Here is an 18,041-nt window from a genome sequence, read left to right as displayed (position 1 = left end):
AAAAAAGGAGGACCTACCGAAGCATCCAACCTATAGTTATCCACAGCTGGCTTCTAATGGAACCAGCTCCAGCCCCTGGTCAATGTTCGACTGGCACTGCTGCTCACGTTTGCACTGGCACTAACAAGCCTTGGGCTTCTGATAGTCCTCGCGGATGAACCTGCCGCAGGTGCGCACACCATTTCGACATCCCCGTGCTCCAGCGGCTGGGCGACATGCCAATGGTTTTGGCCGACCGTGAGCAGGGTGGATGCGCAGGTGTGCCGGACCTGATATGGGTTGCGACATTCAGCATCACTACGCTCTCGCGCCAATATCTCATTCAAAGACGCGTCAGTCCATCCCGCCTGGATCACCAAGAAACAAAATGAAATAAACCGAAACTGGGTCGAGACGACGTCCTAGGCCCCAGCGGGCACCATCAGGTTCATGTTCCATACCGTCTTTGAAAGGACTGCATCATGAAACCCTGGATCAAGAAAACGCTGATGGGCATTTTTGGTGCGTCCATTGCGGTGGGGGGGCTGACGGCCTGCTCTAGCGGACACCACCAGCGTGGGCCGATGACCGCAGAAAAAATGGCTGAAGTGCGCGGCAAGGTGGTGGATCGGGTGAGTAGCAAGCTGAATCTGAACGAGGTTCAGAAGACCAAGCTCAATGCACTGGCTGATCAACTGGAAGCCCAGCGTGCGGCGTTCATCGGCAAGACCGCAGACCCCCGTGCCGAGGTGCAGGCCATTGTGGCTGGCGACAAGTTTGATCGCGAACGGGCGCAGTCCCTGCTTGAAGACAAGACCCGTGCGGTGCAGGCCCACAGCCCCGCGGTGGTCAATGCGATGGCCGACTTTTATGACAGCCTGAACCCGGAGCAGCAGCAAAAAGTGCGCGAGCTGATGCAGCGACGCAAGGGCTGGATGGCCCGTGGGTGATGGGCGAGGAGCATCGCATGTCACCCACGCTGGAACCTATTCACCGCCTGGCCCAAGGCGTGCGTGCGCACGGGCCTGCGCTGCTGTCGGGTATGCCGGAGCCCCACGATGAGCTGATGTCGCTCGTGTGGGGGCCACGCTTTGACCGCGAGCACGCAATGGGCCTGGTGGCCCGCCAGCCCTCTGTGGCGGCCCACACCTTGCCCGCTTTGCTGGCGGCGGCCGATCATTTTGATGCGCTCCATGCCGGTGCGCAGGGGCGTTTGCGCCGACTCATCGTGCGGCACCGTGCATTGTGTGCGGTGAGTGTTCCGGCCGAGGCGGCGCATGGAGAGCGCGCCTGACGGTGTGAGAATGGCTCATGCACCGCATATTGCTGATTGACGACGACGCGCAGCTGGGCGCACCCCTGGCTACATATTTCCAGCGCTTTGAGCTGGAGCTGGTCCACGCCCTTCGACCCAGCGACGGCTTGGCCCAACTGACGGGGGGTGGTTTTGACGCTGCCATCCTCGACGTGATGCTGCCTGAAATGGATGGGTTCGAGTTGTGCCGCACCATTCGCAAGCAGGGCGACCTGCCCATCGTGATGCTGACCGCTCGTGGCGAGGTGATGGATCGGGTGGTGGGGCTGGAGCTGGGGGCTGATGACTATCTGCCCAAGCCATTTGAGCCGCGTGAGCTGGTGGCACGCCTGCAGACAGTGCTGCGGCGCCGCAGGGCGCCAGGGCAGGGCGCTGTCGGGGGGGCGCTGGAGTTTGAGGGCCTCTCCATCGACGCAGCCCGCCGCAGTGTGCAGCGCCATGGCGTGGTGGTGGAGCTGACCGGTACCGAGTTCGACCTGTTGCACCTTTTGGCGCGCGAGCCCGGCAAAGTCTTCAGCCGCGATGACATCCTGAACCAGCTGCGCGGCCATGAGGCCGAGCTGTACACCCGCGCGGTGGACATCGTGGTAAGTCGATTGCGCAAGAAGCTGGAGCCGCTGGACTGCATCAAGACGCTGCGCAATGTTGGTTACTCCCTGGCCTTGCGCCGTGCTGCCCCATGAGGAAGATTTTTTCGCCTGCCCACGATCCGAACTGCCCCTGGCATCGCCGTGCGCGGCACGCGGTCGGGCATTCGCTGCGCATTCGGCTGGTGCTGGTGTTCATGGCGTTGGCGGTGGCTGTGGCGGTCACCTTCATGGGGGGCGTGCAAAAGGCCGTGTCCGTGGGCTGGCGCGAGGCGGCGCGGCCGCTGCTGATGGACTATGTGGATCGCCTGGCGGCCGAGATTGGCAGCCCGCCCAGCATTGAGCGCGCGCAGGCGATTGCCAACCGCCTGCCGCTGACCTTGCGCATCGACGGCCCGCAGATCCACTGGGCGTCGCACCCCGACCAGCAAAACCCCCACTGGATGAGCGACAAGGTCCGGCAGGAAGACCGCTGGACCGGGGACGAGAACGGGCACAGCCTGCTGCACCGCGCGACGGCAGATGGACACCACATCGAGTTCGGCCTGAACGCGTTGTCGTGGGACAAGCGCCCGCGCATTGCGTGGGGCACGCTCACGGTGCTGCTGCTGCTCACGGCGCTGGCCTATGTGTATGTGCGCCATCTGCTGCGGCCACTGGACGACATTCGCCAGGGGGCACAGCGTTTTGGCAACGGCAACTTTGCCCAGCCGATCCCCGTGCGGCATGCCCATCGGCCGGATGAGTTGGGCCAGTTGGCCGACACCATCAACACCATGGGGGACGACATCCACCAGATGCTGGAGGCCAAGCGCGCACTGTTGCTGGCGATGAGCCATGAGTTGCGCAGCCCGCTTACGCGGGCCCGCCTGAACACCGAGCTACTGCCCGAGACGGCTGATGTGCAGCCCCAACGCCTGGCGCTGATGCGCGACCTGGGCGAAATGGCGGGCCTCATCACCGACCTGTTGGAGAGCGAGCGCCTGGCGGGCCGCCATGCAGCGCTGCACCGTGAGCCCACTGATGTCGCAGAGTTGGCCCGCGAGGTGGTGTCCGATCTGTGCCCGCGCCATGCGGGGGCTGCCGACATTGCCCTGCATGTGGCTCCGGGCCTGCCTGCGGTGCGGCTCGACCGGTCCCGCCTGCGGCTGCTGCTGCGCAACTTGCTGGACAACAGTCTGCGCCACAGTGAGTCTGGTGCCACCCCGCCGGAGCTGCACCTGCGGCTGGTGGACGACGGGAGGGTGCTGGAGCTGGAGGTGCGTGACCATGGGCGCGGCGTGCCCCCTGAGCATCTGCCGCACTTGGCCCAGGCGTTCTACCGCCCCGACACCGCACGCCAGCGCGCCACCGGTGGTGTGGGACTGGGCTTGTACCTGTGCCGCCTGGTGGCGCAGGCGCATGATGGGCAGTTGCACATGCGCAATGCAGAGCCCGGCCTGTCGGTCACCGTGCGTTTGCCCGTGGTGGAATAGGTCGTCGGCCTGTGGCATAGACAGGTTCGCCCCTTTCGCGCCGGGTTGTGTTGCACCGACGGTGGTCGCCAGGCGCACAGCCCTGGTGCAGGGAGCGGGTAGTGCCCAAGGAGCCGCTGTGGGCCTCTGAGGGGAAACATAGTGCTATTTTGCCTCGTGGCGCTTATTGATATTGCCTTGGCAGCTATCAAAATAGGAGTGATTCGCGGGGGGCACAGGCTGTTGGTACAGTCACCGTCTCCCCTGGCCCTGTTCTTGCTGAAGATTGGCACCCCTCGCATGAGTCGGTTTATTCAGTGTTTACCCTGTATATACAGGTATGCTGAAACTGTCATCATGGCCGCCGGTACGCAGGCGCGTTCCGGTGGGCTGGGCCAAGGTACTTTCTTCAAATAGGAGCAGATGATGACTCGATCGGTTGTGAAATGGACGTCGCTGGCAGCGGCAACGGCATGCATGATGGCCCTGGCCGCACCGGCCCAGGCGCAGGACACCAAAATCGTGCTGGGCATGTCCGGCTGGACGGGCTTTGCGCCGCTCACCCTGGCCGACAAGGCAGGCATCTTCAAGAAGAATGGCTTGGATGTGGAGATCAAGATGATTCCGCAGAAGGACCGCCACCTGGCCCTGGCCTCCAAGTCCATCCAGTGCGCCGCCACCACGGTCGAGACGCATGTGGCCTGGAACGCCAACGGCGTGCCCATCGTGCAGATCTTCCAGATGGACAAGTCCTACGGCGCCGACGGCATCGCGGTGCGTGGCGACATCAAGGGCTTTGCCGACCTCAAGGGCAAGACCATTGGCGTGGATGCGCCCGGCACTGCCCCATATTTTGGCCTGGCCTGGATGCTCAGCAAGAACGGCATGAGCCTCAAGGACGTGAAGACCACCACGCTGTCGCCCCAGGCGGCTGCGCAGGCCTTCGTGGCAGGGCAGAACGACGCTGCCATGACGTACGAGCCTTACCTCTCCACCGTGCGCGACAACCCTGCTGCGGGCAAGATTTTGGCCACCACGCTCGACTATCCCATGGTGATGGACACCGTGGGCTGCGACCCCACCTGGCTCAAGGCCAACGGCAAGGCGGCTCAGGCACTGGCCAATTCGTACTTCCAAGCGCTGGACATGATCAAGGCCGACCCGACCAAGTCCAACGAAATTATGGGTGCGGCCGTCAAGCAGACGGGTGAGCAGTTCGCCAAGTCGTCGTCCTTCCTGCGCTGGCAGGACAAGGCCGCCAACCAGAAGTTCTTTGCGGGCGAGCTGTCCACCTTTATGAAGGATGCCACGGCCATCCTGCTGGAGGCCGGCATCATTCGCAAGGCGAATGAAGACCTGGCGGTGACGTTCGACGCGAGCTTCATCAAGTAAAAAAACTGGAAGAAGAACGCGCCATGTCTGCCGTGCAACCCCTGTCCGTTACCGAGCCAAAAGCCCCTGTGCGGCGGCGTTCACTGGCTCCGCTGGAGCCTGTGACCGCCCGCGCCCGTTGGCTGCTGGGCTTCGGTTTTTTTGTGTTGTTCGTGCTGGTATGGGCGTTCTTCACGCTGGGCGGCTTCGTGTCGCCCACCTTCCTGGCCAGCCCTGTCACCATGGCCAAGGAAGGCTGGCTGCTGTTCAGCGAATACGGCTTTCACAAGGACATCGGCATGACGGTGTGGCGCGTGTTCGGCGGCTTCATCCTGGCCGCCGTCATCGCCGTGCCGCTGGGTATTGCGATGGGTGCCTACAAGGGCATTGAGGCCTTCTTTGAGCCCTTCGTCTCGTTCTGCCGCTACCTGCCCGCGTCGGCCTTCATTCCGCTGCTCATCCTGTGGGCGGGCATTGGCGAGGCGCAGAAGATCCTTGTCATCTTCATCGGCTCGGTCTTCCAGATCACGCTGATGGTCGCCGTGACGGTGGGCGGCGCGCGGCGCGATCTGGTCGAGGCTGCCTACACGCTGGGCGCGGGCCACAAGGGCATCGTCACCCGCGTGCTCATCCCGGGCGCCGCCCCTGAGATTGCTGAGACCCTGCGCCTGGTGCTGGGCTGGGCCTGGACCTATGTCATCGTGGCCGAGCTGATCGGCTCGTCCAGTGGTATCGGTCACATGATCACCGACAGCCAGTCGTTGCTCAACACCGGCCAGATCATCTTCGGCATCATCATCATCGGCCTCATCGGGCTGGTGTCCGATTTCGCCTTCAAGGCGCTCAACCACCGTCTGTTTGCCTGGAGTTTTGTGCGATGAGCCGCGTATCCATTCAAGCCGTCTCGCGCGTGTTCGAGACCGCTAAAGGCCAGCGCACGCAGGCGCTGCAGCCGGTCGATTTTGAAGTGCGTGACAACGACTTCGTCACCATCCTGGGCCCTTCGGGTTGCGGCAAATCCACGCTGCTGCGCATCGTGGCGGGTCTGGACCACGCCACCAGTGGCCGTGTGTTGCTCGACGGCGCACCCGTCGAAGGCCCCGGCGCCGAGCGTGGCATGGTGTTCCAGAGCTACACGCTGTTCCCCTGGCTCACCATCGAGCAGAACATCCGCTTTGGCTTGCGCGAGCGCGGCATGCCCGAGGCGCAGCAAAAAGAGCGCGCCGCGTACTTCATCGCCAAGGTGGGCTTGCGCGGCTTCGAGCAGCACTTTCCCAAGCAGCTGTCGGGCGGCATGCAGCAGCGCACCGCCATTGCGCGCGCCCTGGCCAACGACCCCAAGATCTTGCTGATGGACGAGCCCTTCGGCGCGCTCGACAACCAGACCCGCGTGCTCATGCAAGAGCTGCTGCTCGGCATCTGGGAGGCCGAGCGCAAGACCGTGCTCTTCGTCACCCACGACATCGACGAAGCCATCTTCATGGCCAACCGCGTGGCTGTGTTCAGCGCCCGGCCCGGCCGCATCAAGACCGAGCTGGCTGTGGACTTGCCGCATCCGCGCCATTACACGATCAAGACCAGCCCCGAGTTCATGGACCTCAAGGCGCGTTTGACGGAAGAAATCCGCGCCGAATCCATGGCGGCTGACTTGCATTGAGCCTGACTGACTGCTTCCCCTTATGAGCGCCCGTCCTTCCCGCCGCACCATAGCCACTGCGCCCCGCAGTGCTCAGCCCACCAAGGCCGTGGCAGCGGTGGTGGCTGCGCCCGCACAAGCCATGGCGCTGTACGAGCAGATCAAGGACCATATCTCGCGCAAGATCCAGGAGGGCATCTGGCGCGCGGGCGACCGCCTGCCGTCCGAGAACGAGCTGGTCACCCAGTTCGGCATCTCGCGCATGACGGTGAACCGTGCACTGCGCGAGCTGGTGGAGCAGGGCCGCATCGTGCGGGTGGCCGGTGTGGGCAGCTTTGTGGCCGAAGACAAACCCCAGTCCACGCTGCTGCAGATCGCCAACCTGGCCAGCGAGATCCGCCAGCGCGGGCACGACTACCGCTGCGATGTGCTCACTGTGGAACGCACCTCCGCCACGCTGGAGGTGGCGGCCGCGCTGGACCTGCGCACGGGGGAGTCGGTGTTCCATTCGCTGTGTATCCACCGCGAAGACGGCCTGCCCGTGCAACTGGAAGACCGCCATGTGAACCCGCGCCAGGTGCCCCAGTTTGCTGTGCAGGACTTCACGCTGCTGCAGCCTTCCGAGTACCTGGTGCGCAACGTGCCGTTCGACCAGATCGAGCATGTAGTTGACGCCGTCATGCCCACCGCCGAGCAAGCTACGCTGCTGGAGATGTCTCCGCAAGAGCCGTGCTTGCTGCTCACCCGCCGCACCTGGTCGCGCGGGGTGCCGATTACCGTGGTGCGCTGTTTGCACCCCGCGACCCGATACCGTTTGGGCAGCCGCTTCCGAGCCGACGGCAACCCCGTCGCCGGTTGAAAGATTTTCGCCAAAAGCCCTGAATTTTTTCGCTTGTACCTACTTGTATATACAGGATCAACGCCATGACAAAAACCACCGCATCCTCCCTGACCTTGCACCCCGGCCGCGTCGCGCTGGCTGAACTGCGCAGCATCCACGCCGCGCCCGTGCAGCTGTCGCTGGACCCGTCGGCACGCGCCCTCATGCAGGCGTCGCTGGCCACGGTGCAGCGTATCGTCGATGAAGACCAGGTGGTCTATGGCATCAACACCGGCTTTGGCAAGCTGGCCAGCACCAAGATAGCCCACGAGCGCCTGGCCGAGCTGCAGCGCAACCTGGTGCTGTCGCACAGCGTGGGCACGGGCGATCCATTGCCGGACGACGTGGTGCGCCTCATCCTGGCCACCAAGGCCATCAGCCTCGCGCGTGGCCATTCGGGCATCCGTCCCGAGATCGTGGATGCGCTGTTGGCCATGGCCAATGCCAATGTGCTGCCCGTGATCCCGGCCAAGGGCTCGGTGGGGGCCTCCGGCGATCTGGCGCCGCTGGCGCACCTGGCCTGCGTGCTGATTGGTGAAGGGCAGGCCAAGGTGGATGGCACGGTGGTGTCGGGCGCCGAGGCCATGCGTTCCATCGGTTTGCAGCCGTTTGTGCTGGGCCCTAAGGAAGGGCTGGCGCTGCTCAACGGCACACAGGTGTCCACCTCGCTCGCGCTGGCCGGTTTGTTCGGGGCAGAGAGCGTGTTTGCTGCCGCACTGGTCGCAGGTTGTCTGTCGCTCGAAGCCATCAAGGGATCGGTCAAGCCGTTTGATGCGCGCATCCATGAGGCACGCGGCCAGGCCGGGCAGATCGCCGTGGCCGCCGCCGTGCGCGCGCTGCTGGACGGTAGCGCCATCGACCCCTCGCACCCGAACTGCGGCCGAGTGCAGGACCCATACTCCATCCGCTGCGTGCCGCAGGTGATGGGCGCGTGCCTCGATAACCTGCACCATGCCGCGCGCGTGCTGACCATCGAGGCGAATGCGGCGTCCGATAACCCCCTGGTCTTTGACAACGGCGACGTGATCTCTGGCGGCAACTTCCACGCCGAGCCCGTGGCCTTTGTGGCCGACATCATCGCGTTGGCCGTGGCCGAGATCGGGGCCATCTCCGAGCGCCGCCTGTCGTTGCTGCTCGACCCCGGCCTGTCGGGCCTACCTGCGTTCCTGATCCGCGACAGCGGCGTGAACTCCGGCTTCATGATCGCGCAGGTCACCGCCGCCGCGCTGGCTGCCGAGAACCAGTGCCTGGCCAACCCCAGCAGCGTGACCAGCCTGCCCACATCGGCCAACCAGGAAGACCATGTCTCCATGGCCACTTACGGTGCGCGGCGCCTGGGCGACATGGTGCGCAATGCAGCCGTGATGGTCGGCATTGAGGCCATGGCCGCAGCGCAGGGCATGGAGTTCGACCGTCACCTGAAATCCTCGCCACTCATCGAGAACCAGTTCGCCGCCATCCGCCAGCGCGTGGCCTATCTGGAGCAAGACCGCTTCCTCGCCACCGACATCGAAGCCATGCGCGAATGGGCCCAGCAGTCCGCATGGCCTGTAGCGCTCACGCAATGTCTGCCCAGCCACGCCTGATCCATCTAACTTCCCACCCATCGATTACCAGGAGCCCACCATGAACGCCAACGACGCCATCATCGCTGCCGCAGCTTCCTCCAACACCGACCCGCGCCACGACGCCAGCCGCGTGGTCCGCGCACCGCGCGGCAGCCAGCTCACCTGCAAAAACTGGCTCATCGAGGCCGCCTACCGCATGATCCAGAACAACCTGGACCCCGAGGTGGCCGAGCGCCCGCAGGACCTTGTGGTGTACGGCGGCATTGGCCGTGCCGCGCGCAACTGGGCGTGTTATGACCAGATCCTCGCCTCACTCAAAGACTTGAACGAGGACGAATCTCTGCTCATCCAGTCTGGCAAGCCCGTGGGCGTGTTCAAGACCCACGCCAACGCACCGCGCGTGCTGCTGGCCAACTCCAACCTGGTGCCCAAGTGGGCCAACTGGGAGCACTTCAGCGAGCTGGACCAGAAGGGCTTGTTCATGTACGGCCAGATGACTGCGGGCAGCTGGATCTACATCGGCACGCAGGGCATCGTGCAAGGCACCTACGAGACCTTTGCCGAAGCCGGGCGTCAGCACTACGGCGGCTCGCTGGCGGGCAAGTGGATTCTCACAGCCGGGCTGGGCGGCATGGGCGGTGCACAACCGCTGGCCGCCACGTTTGCGGGCGCGGTGTCGCTCAACATCGAGTGCCAGCAAAGCAGCATCGACTTTCGCCTGCGCACGCGCTATGTGGACAAGCAGGCGCGTGACATTGACCATGCGATCGAACTCATTCAGCAACACACGGCGGCCAAGGAGGCCATTTCCATCGCGCTGCTGGGCAACGCGGCCGATGTGCTGCCCGAACTGGTGAAGCGCGCCCAGGCGGGTGGGTTGAAGCCCGACCTGGTCACCGACCAGACCTCGGCCCACGATCTGGTCAACGGCTACTTGCCCAGCGGCTGGACGGTGGAGCAATGGCGCGCGGCGCAGCAGGATGTGGCGCAACACGAAGTCCTGAAGAAGGCCGCAGCCCGTTCCTGCGCCGTGCACGTGCAGGCCATGCTCGACTTCCAGGCCATGGGCATCCCCACAGTGGACTATGGCAACAACATCCGCCAAGTGGCGTTCGACGAAGGCGTGGCAAACGCGTTCGACTTCCCCGGCTTCGTGCCCGCCTACATCCGCCCGCTGTTCTGCGAAGGCAAGGGCCCGTTCCGCTGGGTGGCGCTCTCGGGCGATCCCGAGGACATCCGCAAGACCGACGCCAAGATCAAGGAGCTGTTCCCTGATAACCAGCACGTGCACCGCTGGCTCGACATGGCGGGCGAGCGCATCGCCTTCCAGGGCCTGCCCGCGCGCATCTGCTGGCTGGGCCTGGGCGAGCGCCACATCGCGGGCCTGGCCTTCAACGAGATGGTCAAGAGCGGCGAGCTGAAGGCACCCATCGTCATCGGCCGCGACCACCTGGACACCGGCAGCGTGGCCAGCCCCAATCGTGAGACCGAAGCCATGAAGGACGGCACCGACGCCGTCAGCGACTGGCCGCTGCTCAATGCGCTGCTCAACACCGCAGGCGGCGCAACCTGGGTCAGCGTGCACCACGGCGGCGGCGTGGGCATGGGCTACTCGCAGCACTCGGGCATGGTCATCGTGGCCGATGGCACTGATGCGGCGGCCGAGCGCCTGGCGCGCGTGCTGGTCAATGACTGCGGCAGCGGCGTGATGCGCCATGCCGATGCGGGGTATGAATTGGCCGTGGAAACGGCGAAGAAGCAGGGCCTGAAGCTGCCCATGGTGAAGTGAAACAGCGTCAGCAAGGAGGTGTGACAGGGATGTGAAAAAAGGGAACGGCATTCCCATTCGGTGGGAATGTTGGGTTTGAATGCAGCTGCAATCCTTTGATACTGAGTCCATGCCCACCCGTGGACCGACCTCCGTTGCCGCCGCCGACCGTGTTCTGCACGTGCTGGCGGTGCTGGCGCAGCATGGCCAGCCCATGTCGGCCGCCGAGCTGGTGGAGGCCACGGGCCTGGCGCGCAGCACGCTGTACCGGCAGCTCGCACGGCTCAAGCTGTGGGGCTTTGTGCTGGAGAGCAGCGGGCACTACGCGCCCGGGCCGCTGAGCCTGCAACTGGCCCTGGGCTTTGACATGGCGTCGCACCTGGTGCACCACGCGCGGCCGGACATGCAGGCCCTGGCCCGGCAGTCCCATGAAAGCGTGGGGCTGGTGGTGGCCGTGAACGACAGCGTGGTGTGCCTGGACATGGTGGACAGCACGCAGGCCCTGCGCTGCTCGTTTGAAAAAGGGCGCAGCGTGCCGCTGCGCGCTGGTGCTTCTGCCAAGTGCCTGCTCGCCCATGTGGCCCCGGTCACGCGCAATGCCATTCTGGACCTGCACTACGGCGCAGGCACCACCGAGCGCCAGGCGGCGCTGACCGAGCTGGAAGGCATTGCCAAGGCTGGCTACGCCGTCAGCACTGGTGAGGTGGATGCCGGTGTCTGGGGCGTCAGCGTGCCCGTGTTCGGCTCTCCCCGGCAGGCCGCCGGAGCCATCACCCTGATGGCCCCGATCTTGCGAGCCCAGGGGCAGGAGGCCGCGCTCACCGGCATGGCTGTCGTTGCCGCGGCGCGCATCTCCCGCCAGCTCACTTCTCCCTGATTTCCCTCACCCCTCCCCAGGAGCTTTCACCATGAACCTTCGTCGCAACCTTCTTCTGGCCAGCCTGGCCGCCGCAGCTTTTTGCACCGCGGGTGCACAGGCCCAAGACAACGTCTTGCGTGTGGGCACCGATGCCACGTTTCCGCCCATGGAGTTTGTCGAGAACGGCAAACGCACGGGCTTTGACGTCGAGCTGGTGGAAGCGATTGCCAAGACCATGGGCAAGCAGGTCGAATGGGTGGACATCGACTTCAAGGGCCTGATTCCCGGTCTGATCTCCAAGCGTTTTGACATGGCGGTATCGGCCATCTACATCACCGACGAGCGCAAGAAGGTGGTGGACTTCACCGACTCTTACTACGCCGGTGGCCTGGTGGTGATGGTGAAGGCCGACAACAAGGCCATCAACAAGCTGGCCGACCTGGATGGCAAGAAAGTCAGCGTGCAGGTGGGCACCAAGTCGGTGGCGTACCTGACCGAAAAATTCCCCAAGGTGCAGCGCGTCGAGGTCGAGAAGAACCAGGAAATGTTCAACCTGGTGGACATTGGCCGCGCCGATGCCGCCGTGACCGGTAAGCCAGCCGCGTTCCAGTACGTGCGTACCCGCCCCGGCCTGCGTGTGCTCGATGAGCAGCTCACCACCGAAGAGTACGGCATGGCACTGCGCAAAGACACGCCCGAGCTGACGAAGGCCGTCAACGGCGCCATCACCAAGCTCAAGGCCGACGGCACCTATGCGGCCATCGTCAAGAAGTGGTTTAGCAACAGCGCTGCCAAGTAAGCCCCTGACCCACTGACCGTTGCCGAACTGAGCCATGGAACTCGATTTTTCTCCTGTCTGGGCCGGGTTGCCCCAGTTGCTGGCGGGCGCGCTGGTCACTGTGGAAATCACGGCTGCCTCGCTGCTGCTGGGCTGTGTCATGGGCCTGCTGGTGGGCATTGGCCGCCTGAACCCCAAGCGCCGGGTGGTCTACGCCCTGTGCACCGCCTATGTGGCCGCGATTCGTGGCACGCCGCTGCTGGTGCAGCTGTTCATCCTGTTCTTTGGCCTGCCGCAGTTCGGCATTCTGTTGCCCGCCTTTGTGTGCGGCGTGATCGGCCTGGGCATCTACTCGGGCGCCTATGTGTCCGAGGTGGTGCGCGGCGCCATCCAGTCCATCGACAAGGGGCAGATGGAGGCAGCGCGCTCCATCGGCATGTCGTCGGGCCTGGCCATGCGCACCGTGGTGCTGCCGCAGGCCGTGGTGCGCATGATTCCGCCGCTGGGCAATGAATTCATCGCACTCATAAAAAACTCGGCACTGGTGTCGCTGCTCACCATCCATGACCTGATGCATGAGGGGCAGAAGATCATCAGTGTGTCGTACCGTTCGCTGGAGGTGTACCTGGCGATTGCGGTGGTGTATTTCATCCTCACGGGTGTCACTTCGTTGGTGCTGCGTCGCATGGAGTTGCGCCTTCGTGCCGGGGGGATGGTGCAATGAAGAAGTCGTCTGTCGTGAACGGAGCGGGCCCGGCCGCAGAGCCCATCGTGCGCATTCGCGGACTGCGCAAGTCGTTCGGCAACCATGTGGTGCTGAACGGCATCGACTTTGATGTGTTGCCGTCGCAAGTGGTGGTGGTCATCGGGCCCAGTGGCTCGGGCAAGAGCACCTTTTTGCGCTGCTGCAACGGCCTGGAGCAGCCCGAGGGCGGTTCGGTGGAGATCTGCGGCCGCACGCTGGTGCAGGACGGCCGCATGCTGCCGGACCATGACCTCAACGCCCTGCGCGAAGAAGTGGGCATGGTGTTCCAGTCGTTCAATCTGTTCCCACACCTGTCGGTGCTCGACAACGTCACGCTGGGCCCGCGCAAGCTGCGCGGCCTCTCGCGCAAGGAGGCCGAGGAGCGTGCCCAGGCCCTGCTGACCAAGGTGGGCCTGGCGCACAAGGCTGGGGCCATGCCCGCCAGCCTGTCGGGTGGGCAAAAGCAGCGTGTAGCCATTGCCCGCGCGCTGGCCATGGAACCGCGCGTGATGCTGTTCGACGAGCCCACGTCGGCGCTCGACCCCGAGCTGGTGGGCGAGGTGCTGCAGGTCATGAAGCTGCTGGCCAGCGAAGGCATGACCATGATGGTCGTGACGCACGAGATGGACTTTGCACGCGAGGTGGGCGACGTGGTGGTGGTGATGGACGGCGGCGGCATCATCGAGGCAGGCTTGCCCGCCACCATCTTCACCAACCCCACGCAGGAGCGCACGCGCTCCTTCCTGCAGGCCGTGCTGACCCGCGCCTGAGGCCGGGTGTGGCGTGGTGCACGACGAAGGTCAACAACACAACAGGAGACAAGCCCGCATGCCCTCGCTATCACCCGCCATGGACCCGCGCCTGCAAGAGCGCTTTCACCAGCGTTTGCAGGCACGCCTGACCGAAGACGACATTGCCCGCTTTGACCGTGACGGCGCCCTGTGCATCAAACAGCTGCTCACGCCCGAAGAGGTAGCGCTGCTGCGCGAAGGCATCGACGCCAACCTGGCCGCGCCCAGCCCGCGTGCCAAGGTGGCCAGCCGGCCCGACGACCCGGGCCGGTTCTTCGAGGACTTTTGCAACTGGCAGGACATCCCGCAGTTTGGCCGCTTCGTGCACGAAACCCCGCTGGCCCTGGCTGCCCAGCGGCTCATGCAGTCGCGCACCGTGCGGCTGTACCACGACCATGTGCTGGTGAAAGAGCCGGGCACGCGCCAGCGCACGCCGTGGCACCAGGACCAGCCGTACTACAACATCGACGGCCTGCAGAACATCAGCATGTGGATTCCGGTGGACCCGGTATCCCGTGCCGCCACGCTCGAATTCGTGGCCGGTTCGCACAAGGGGCCGTGGCTCATGCCGCGCACCTTCATGGACAACCAGGCGAAGTGGTTCCCTGAAGGCAGCCTGCAAGACCTGCCCGATGTCGAGGCCCGCCGCGACGCCTTTCCCATCGTGGGTTGGGAGATCGAGCCCGGCGACGTGGTGTGTTTTCACATGCTCACGCTGCATGCGTCAGGCGGGGTGGAGGGCACCAACCGGCGCCGCGTGTTCTCGGTGCGGTTTTTGGGCGACGACACACGCCACGCGCCCCGGCCTTGGAAGACCTCGCCCGAGTTTCCGGGCCTGGCCGATGAGCTGCCCGCAGGGGCCGCCATGGACCACCCGCTGTTCCCGCTGCTGGTGGACGGCAATGACAGGCTGAGGGGTGAACTGGCGTGATGCAGTTTCTGGACTTGGCCACCACGCCCCCAGTGCCGTGGAAGAACGGTGGCGGCAGCACGCGTGAGCTGGTGTGCTGGCCGCTGGGCGCGGGCATGGATCGTTTTGAATGGCGCGTGAGTGTGGCGACCATTGCGCGCTCTGGGCCGTTCTCGGCTTTTCCGGGGGTGGACCGGCAGATCATGCTGCTGGAGGGGGATGGTGTGCACCTGCAGGGCGCAGTCGGGCAGTGGCAGCATGCGCTGGCCCAGCGCTGGCAACCCTTGGCGTTCTCTGGCGAAGAGCCGGTGGACTGCCACATGCTGGGCGGTGTCTCCACCGACTTCAACCTCATGCTGCGTCGGGGTGCATGGCAAGGTGCGTTGCAGGTGGTGCGCGATGCGCTGCCGCCCGCAGCGGGTGCTGCTGCAGGCCTGTGCATGGTGCTGCAAGGCGCCTGGCGGTGGGAGGAGCCCGACGGCAAGGTACCGCAGGTGCTGACGGCGGGGCAGGGCGTGTGGTGGGTGGATGGGGGGGGCGAGGTGGCTCGGTCCATCACCCCTGTGCGCGGCGCAACCGGGGCCGCGTCCGCCGACGATGCGCCGGTGCTGGCCTGGGTGGCCCTGCACACGGCCACTGCAACATAATTTGAAAAAAATTGGCTGCTTGCGCTTGTGGAATATGCGCTTGTAGCTATATAAAAGATAGCAAATCAATCCATGAATACAGCAGCAAACGGCAACAGGCAGGGAGTGATCTCGACGCTCTCGTCAGCGCCCAGCGCCGACGGCGTGTGGCTGGGCCTGCGGCCCGTGGCCACGTTGTGGGTGGCGGATGTGCCGGTGCCCGAGGGCGCGCTGGCGTGTGTGGTGGTGCAGGGGGGCGTGGTGCAGTGGGTGGGGCCCCAAGCCCAGGTGCCAACGGCCTTTGCCGCTTTGCCCCGCTTTGACGGCCAGGGCGCTATCGCCACCCCCGGCCTGGTCGATTGCCACACCCATCTGGTGTACGGCGGGCAACGCGCCAACGAGTTTGCCATGCGACTGGCAGGCGCTACGTATGAAGAGGTGGCGAAGGCAGGCGGGGGCATCGTGTCGTCCGTCCGCGCCACGCGCGAGGCCACCGAGGACGAACTGTTCGCCCTGGCCGTGCCGCGCCTGCAGGCCTTGTTGGACGAAGGCGTGTGCGCCATCGAGATCAAGTCCGGCTACGGCTTGGCGCTGGAGCACGAACGCAAGCAGTTGCGTGTGGCCCGCCGTTTGGGCGAGGCGTTGGGGGTGACGGTGCGCACCACCTTCCTCGGCGCGCATGCGCTGCCGCCCGAGTATGCGGGGCGTAGCCAGGACTACATCGATCTGGTCTGCCACGAAATGCTGCCCGCGCTGGCGGCCGAGGGCTTGGTGGATGCGGTCGATGTGTTCTGCGAACGCATCGCCTTCACATTGGCCGAAACCGAGCAGGTGTTCCAGGCCGCGCAAAAGCTGGGCATCCCCGTCAAGCTGCATGCCGAGCAACTGTCAGACATGGGCGGCGCAGCGCTGGCAGCGCGCTACGGTGCGCTGTCGTGTGACCACATCGAACACCTGTCGGCCGACGGCATTGCTGCGATGAAAGCCGCAGGCACCGTGGCCGTTCTGCTGCCCGGCGCCTACTACACGCTGCGCGATACGCACTTGCCGCCCATCGCGCAGTTGCGCGATGCGGGCGTGCCCATGGCCGTCTCCACCGACCACAACCCCGGCACATCGCCAGCGCTTAGCCTGCTGCTCATGGCCAACATGGCCTGCACGTTGTTCCGCCTGACGGTGCCCGAGGCGCTGGCGGGCATCACCACCCATGCCGCACGTGCGCTGGGTTTGCAGCACACCCACGGCCTTATCGCCTCCGGCAGGCCCGCCAATTTTGTGCTGTGGCCTGTGGGCGAGGCGGCCGAACTGGCGTACTGGCTGGGGCACAAGCCCGCCTGCACCATCGTGCGGCAAGGGCGCATTCACGGAGTCTTGCCATGACGCACCAACTGTTTGCCACTGACGCACTGCTGCCCACCGGCTGGGCGCGCAATGTGTTGATCGAGTGGGATGGGGCAGGGCGTATCACCCAGGTCACCCCTGGCAGCATCGCCCCTGCGGGAGTGGCTCGGGCGCCTGGCCCGCTGCTGCCCGGCATGCCCAACCTGCACTCGCACGCCTTCCAGCGCGCGTTTGTGGGGCTCACCGAATACCGGGGCCAGGCAGAAGACAGCTTCTGGAGCTGGCGCAACCTGATGTACCGCTTTGCCGCGCGCATCACGCCGCAGGCGCTGGAGGCCATTGCCACCTGGCTGTACGTGGAGATGCTGGAGGCTGGCTACACCAGTGTGTGCGAGTTCCACTACGTGCACCACGACCAAGGCGGCACGCCCTATGCCGACGATGCCACGCTGTCGTTGGCACTGCTGCGCGCTGCGCAGAACGCAGGCATGGGCATCACGCTGCTGCCGGTGCTGTACCAGACCAGCGGTTTTGGCGCCAAGCCACCGCGTGCGGACCAGGCCCGATTCATCCGCAGCACGGACAACATGCTCTCATTATTGGAGCGCCTTGCGCCCGTGGCACAAGCGCAAAGGGCTGGTCTGGGCCTGGCTCCGCACTCGTTGCGTGCTGTGCCGCCCGACAGCCTGATGGCAGCGGCGCAGGGCCTCGCGGCGCTCAACCCCCAGGCCCCGATCCACATCCACATTGCCGAGCAGACGCAAGAGGTTCAGGACTGCGTCGCCTGGAGCGGCCAGCGCCCCGTGCAGTGGCTGCTCGACCACGCTCCGGTGGACGAGCGCTGGTGCCTGGTGCACGCCACACACATGACCCCGCAGGAATACGCCGACGCTGCCCGCACGGGCGCCGTGGCGGGCATCTGCCCCACGACGGAAGCCAACCTGGGCGATGGCATTTTTGACATGCCGCTGTGGCTGCAGCACGGCGGGTGCTGGGGCGTGGGCTCGGACAGCCATGCCTGCGTGAACGCAGCCGAGGAGCTGCTGATGCTCGAATACGGCCAGCGTCTGACGCTGCGCCAGCGCAATGTGCTGGCCACCCCGGCCCAACCCGAGGTGGCCACCGCCATGACGCTGCAGGCCTTGCAGGGTGGGGCTCAGGCCGCAGGCCGGGCCATTGCCGGGCTGGCCGTGGGCCAGCAGGCCGACCTGGTGGCGCTGGACGCGCAGCATGTGGCGCTGCGCGATCTGCCCGCACACAGCATGTTGTCGGCCCACGTGTTCGGCAGCCACCGCACGTCTGCCATCGACAGCGTGTGGGTGGCGGGCCAGCGGCGCATCGCCAGCGGCCGACATGCGCTGCATGATGCGGCGGCCGATGCGTTCGTGGCCGCGCGTTCGGCCACCGTAGCGCCAGATTGAATCCATACCCTT

18 protein-coding genes are annotated in these 18,041 nt (G+C 65.2%); all 18 read left to right on the top strand.

The window, feature by feature from the left end; translation table 11 throughout:
• The first annotated feature begins 461 nt into the window (after nt 1-461).
• The 18 genes from OIN59_RS21870 to OIN59_RS21785 all read left to right on the top strand — a co-directional run bounded on the left by OIN59_RS21870 (nt 462) and on the right by OIN59_RS21785 (nt 18,029).
• Nucleotides 462-929 (top strand): Spy/CpxP family protein refolding chaperone, encoded by a 468-nt coding sequence (locus OIN59_RS21870; protein WP_274113837.1) that lies wholly within the window; start codon nt 462-464, stop codon nt 927-929.
• A 17-nt stretch (nt 930-946) separates the two neighbouring features.
• Nucleotides 947-1,273: a hypothetical protein gene (locus OIN59_RS21865; RefSeq protein WP_274113835.1), complete on the top strand. Its 327-nt coding sequence runs from the start codon at nt 947-949 to the stop codon at nt 1,271-1,273.
• A 17-nt stretch (nt 1,274-1,290) separates the two neighbouring features.
• Complete coding sequence (locus OIN59_RS21860) at nt 1,291-1,977, top strand: response regulator transcription factor (RefSeq protein ID WP_274113833.1); 687 nt, start codon at nt 1,291-1,293, stop codon at nt 1,975-1,977.
• Nucleotides 1,974-3,356, top strand: a complete 1,383-nt coding sequence (locus OIN59_RS21855) for a sensor histidine kinase (RefSeq protein ID WP_274113831.1) — start codon at nt 1,974-1,976, stop codon at nt 3,354-3,356. The genes OIN59_RS21860 and OIN59_RS21855 overlap by 4 nt, the downstream gene beginning before the upstream one ends.
• Before the next feature lie 405 nt (nt 3,357-3,761).
• Nucleotides 3,762-4,727 carry an ABC transporter substrate-binding protein gene (locus tag OIN59_RS21850; RefSeq protein WP_274113829.1) on the top strand — a complete coding sequence of 322 codons (966 nt, stop codon included), beginning with the start codon at nt 3,762-3,764 and terminating at the stop codon, nt 4,725-4,727.
• A gap of 23 nt (nt 4,728-4,750) precedes the next feature.
• Nucleotides 4,751-5,587, top strand: coding sequence for an ABC transporter permease (locus OIN59_RS21845; protein ID WP_274113827.1), 837 nt, complete (start codon nt 4,751-4,753; stop codon nt 5,585-5,587).
• A complete protein-coding gene (locus OIN59_RS21840) occupies nt 5,584-6,363 on the top strand; it encodes an ABC transporter ATP-binding protein (RefSeq protein WP_274113825.1) in 780 nt (259 codons plus the stop codon). The genes OIN59_RS21845 and OIN59_RS21840 overlap by 4 nt, the downstream gene beginning before the upstream one ends.
• 22 nt (nt 6,364-6,385) lie before the next feature.
• Nucleotides 6,386-7,201, top strand: coding sequence for a histidine utilization repressor (hutC, locus tag OIN59_RS21835; RefSeq protein ID WP_274113823.1), 816 nt, complete (start codon nt 6,386-6,388; stop codon nt 7,199-7,201).
• Between the two features lie 65 nt (nt 7,202-7,266).
• Nucleotides 7,267-8,808 carry a histidine ammonia-lyase gene (gene hutH / locus OIN59_RS21830; RefSeq protein WP_274113821.1) on the top strand — a complete coding sequence of 514 codons (1,542 nt, stop codon included), beginning with the start codon at nt 7,267-7,269 and terminating at the stop codon, nt 8,806-8,808.
• 40 nt (nt 8,809-8,848) lie between these two features.
• Nucleotides 8,849-10,579, top strand: a complete 1,731-nt coding sequence (hutU, locus tag OIN59_RS21825) for a urocanate hydratase (protein WP_274113819.1) — start codon at nt 8,849-8,851, stop codon at nt 10,577-10,579.
• 109 nt (nt 10,580-10,688) lie between these two features.
• On the top strand, nt 10,689-11,435 hold the full coding sequence (locus OIN59_RS21820; protein ID WP_274113817.1) for an IclR family transcriptional regulator: 747 nt from the start codon (nt 10,689-10,691) through the stop codon (nt 11,433-11,435).
• A gap of 31 nt (nt 11,436-11,466) precedes the next feature.
• Nucleotides 11,467-12,216: a transporter substrate-binding domain-containing protein gene (locus OIN59_RS21815; RefSeq protein WP_274113815.1), complete on the top strand. Its 750-nt coding sequence runs from the start codon at nt 11,467-11,469 to the stop codon at nt 12,214-12,216.
• Nucleotides 12,217-12,250: 34 nt separating this feature from the next.
• On the top strand, nt 12,251-12,919 hold the full coding sequence (locus OIN59_RS21810; protein WP_010465675.1) for an amino acid ABC transporter permease: 669 nt from the start codon (nt 12,251-12,253) through the stop codon (nt 12,917-12,919).
• Nucleotides 12,916-13,710, top strand: a complete 795-nt coding sequence (locus OIN59_RS21805) for an amino acid ABC transporter ATP-binding protein (protein ID WP_274113810.1) — start codon at nt 12,916-12,918, stop codon at nt 13,708-13,710. Before OIN59_RS21810 ends, OIN59_RS21805 begins: the two co-directional genes overlap by 4 nt.
• 58 nt (nt 13,711-13,768) lie before the next feature.
• Nucleotides 13,769-14,662: a phytanoyl-CoA dioxygenase family protein gene (locus tag OIN59_RS21800; protein WP_274113808.1), complete on the top strand. Its 894-nt coding sequence runs from the start codon at nt 13,769-13,771 to the stop codon at nt 14,660-14,662.
• Nucleotides 14,662-15,288 carry a HutD/Ves family protein gene (locus OIN59_RS21795; protein WP_274113806.1) on the top strand — a complete coding sequence of 209 codons (627 nt, stop codon included), beginning with the start codon at nt 14,662-14,664 and terminating at the stop codon, nt 15,286-15,288. Before OIN59_RS21800 ends, OIN59_RS21795 begins: the two co-directional genes overlap by 1 nt.
• A gap of 72 nt (nt 15,289-15,360) precedes the next feature.
• Nucleotides 15,361-16,647, top strand: a complete 1,287-nt coding sequence (gene hutI / locus OIN59_RS21790) for an imidazolonepropionase (protein ID WP_274113804.1) — start codon at nt 15,361-15,363, stop codon at nt 16,645-16,647.
• Nucleotides 16,644-18,029, top strand: coding sequence for a formimidoylglutamate deiminase (locus tag OIN59_RS21785; protein ID WP_274113802.1), 1,386 nt, complete (start codon nt 16,644-16,646; stop codon nt 18,027-18,029). The genes hutI and OIN59_RS21785 overlap by 4 nt, the downstream gene beginning before the upstream one ends.
• Nucleotides 18,030-18,041: the final 12 nt, after the last annotated feature.

The sequence above is a fragment of the Acidovorax benzenivorans genome, assembly GCF_028680575.1.
Lineage (GTDB): Bacteria > Pseudomonadota > Gammaproteobacteria > Burkholderiales > Burkholderiaceae_C > Acidovorax > Acidovorax benzenivorans.
The sequence above is the reverse complement of the archived record's forward strand: the minus strand, read 5'-3'. Positions and strand labels throughout refer to the sequence as shown.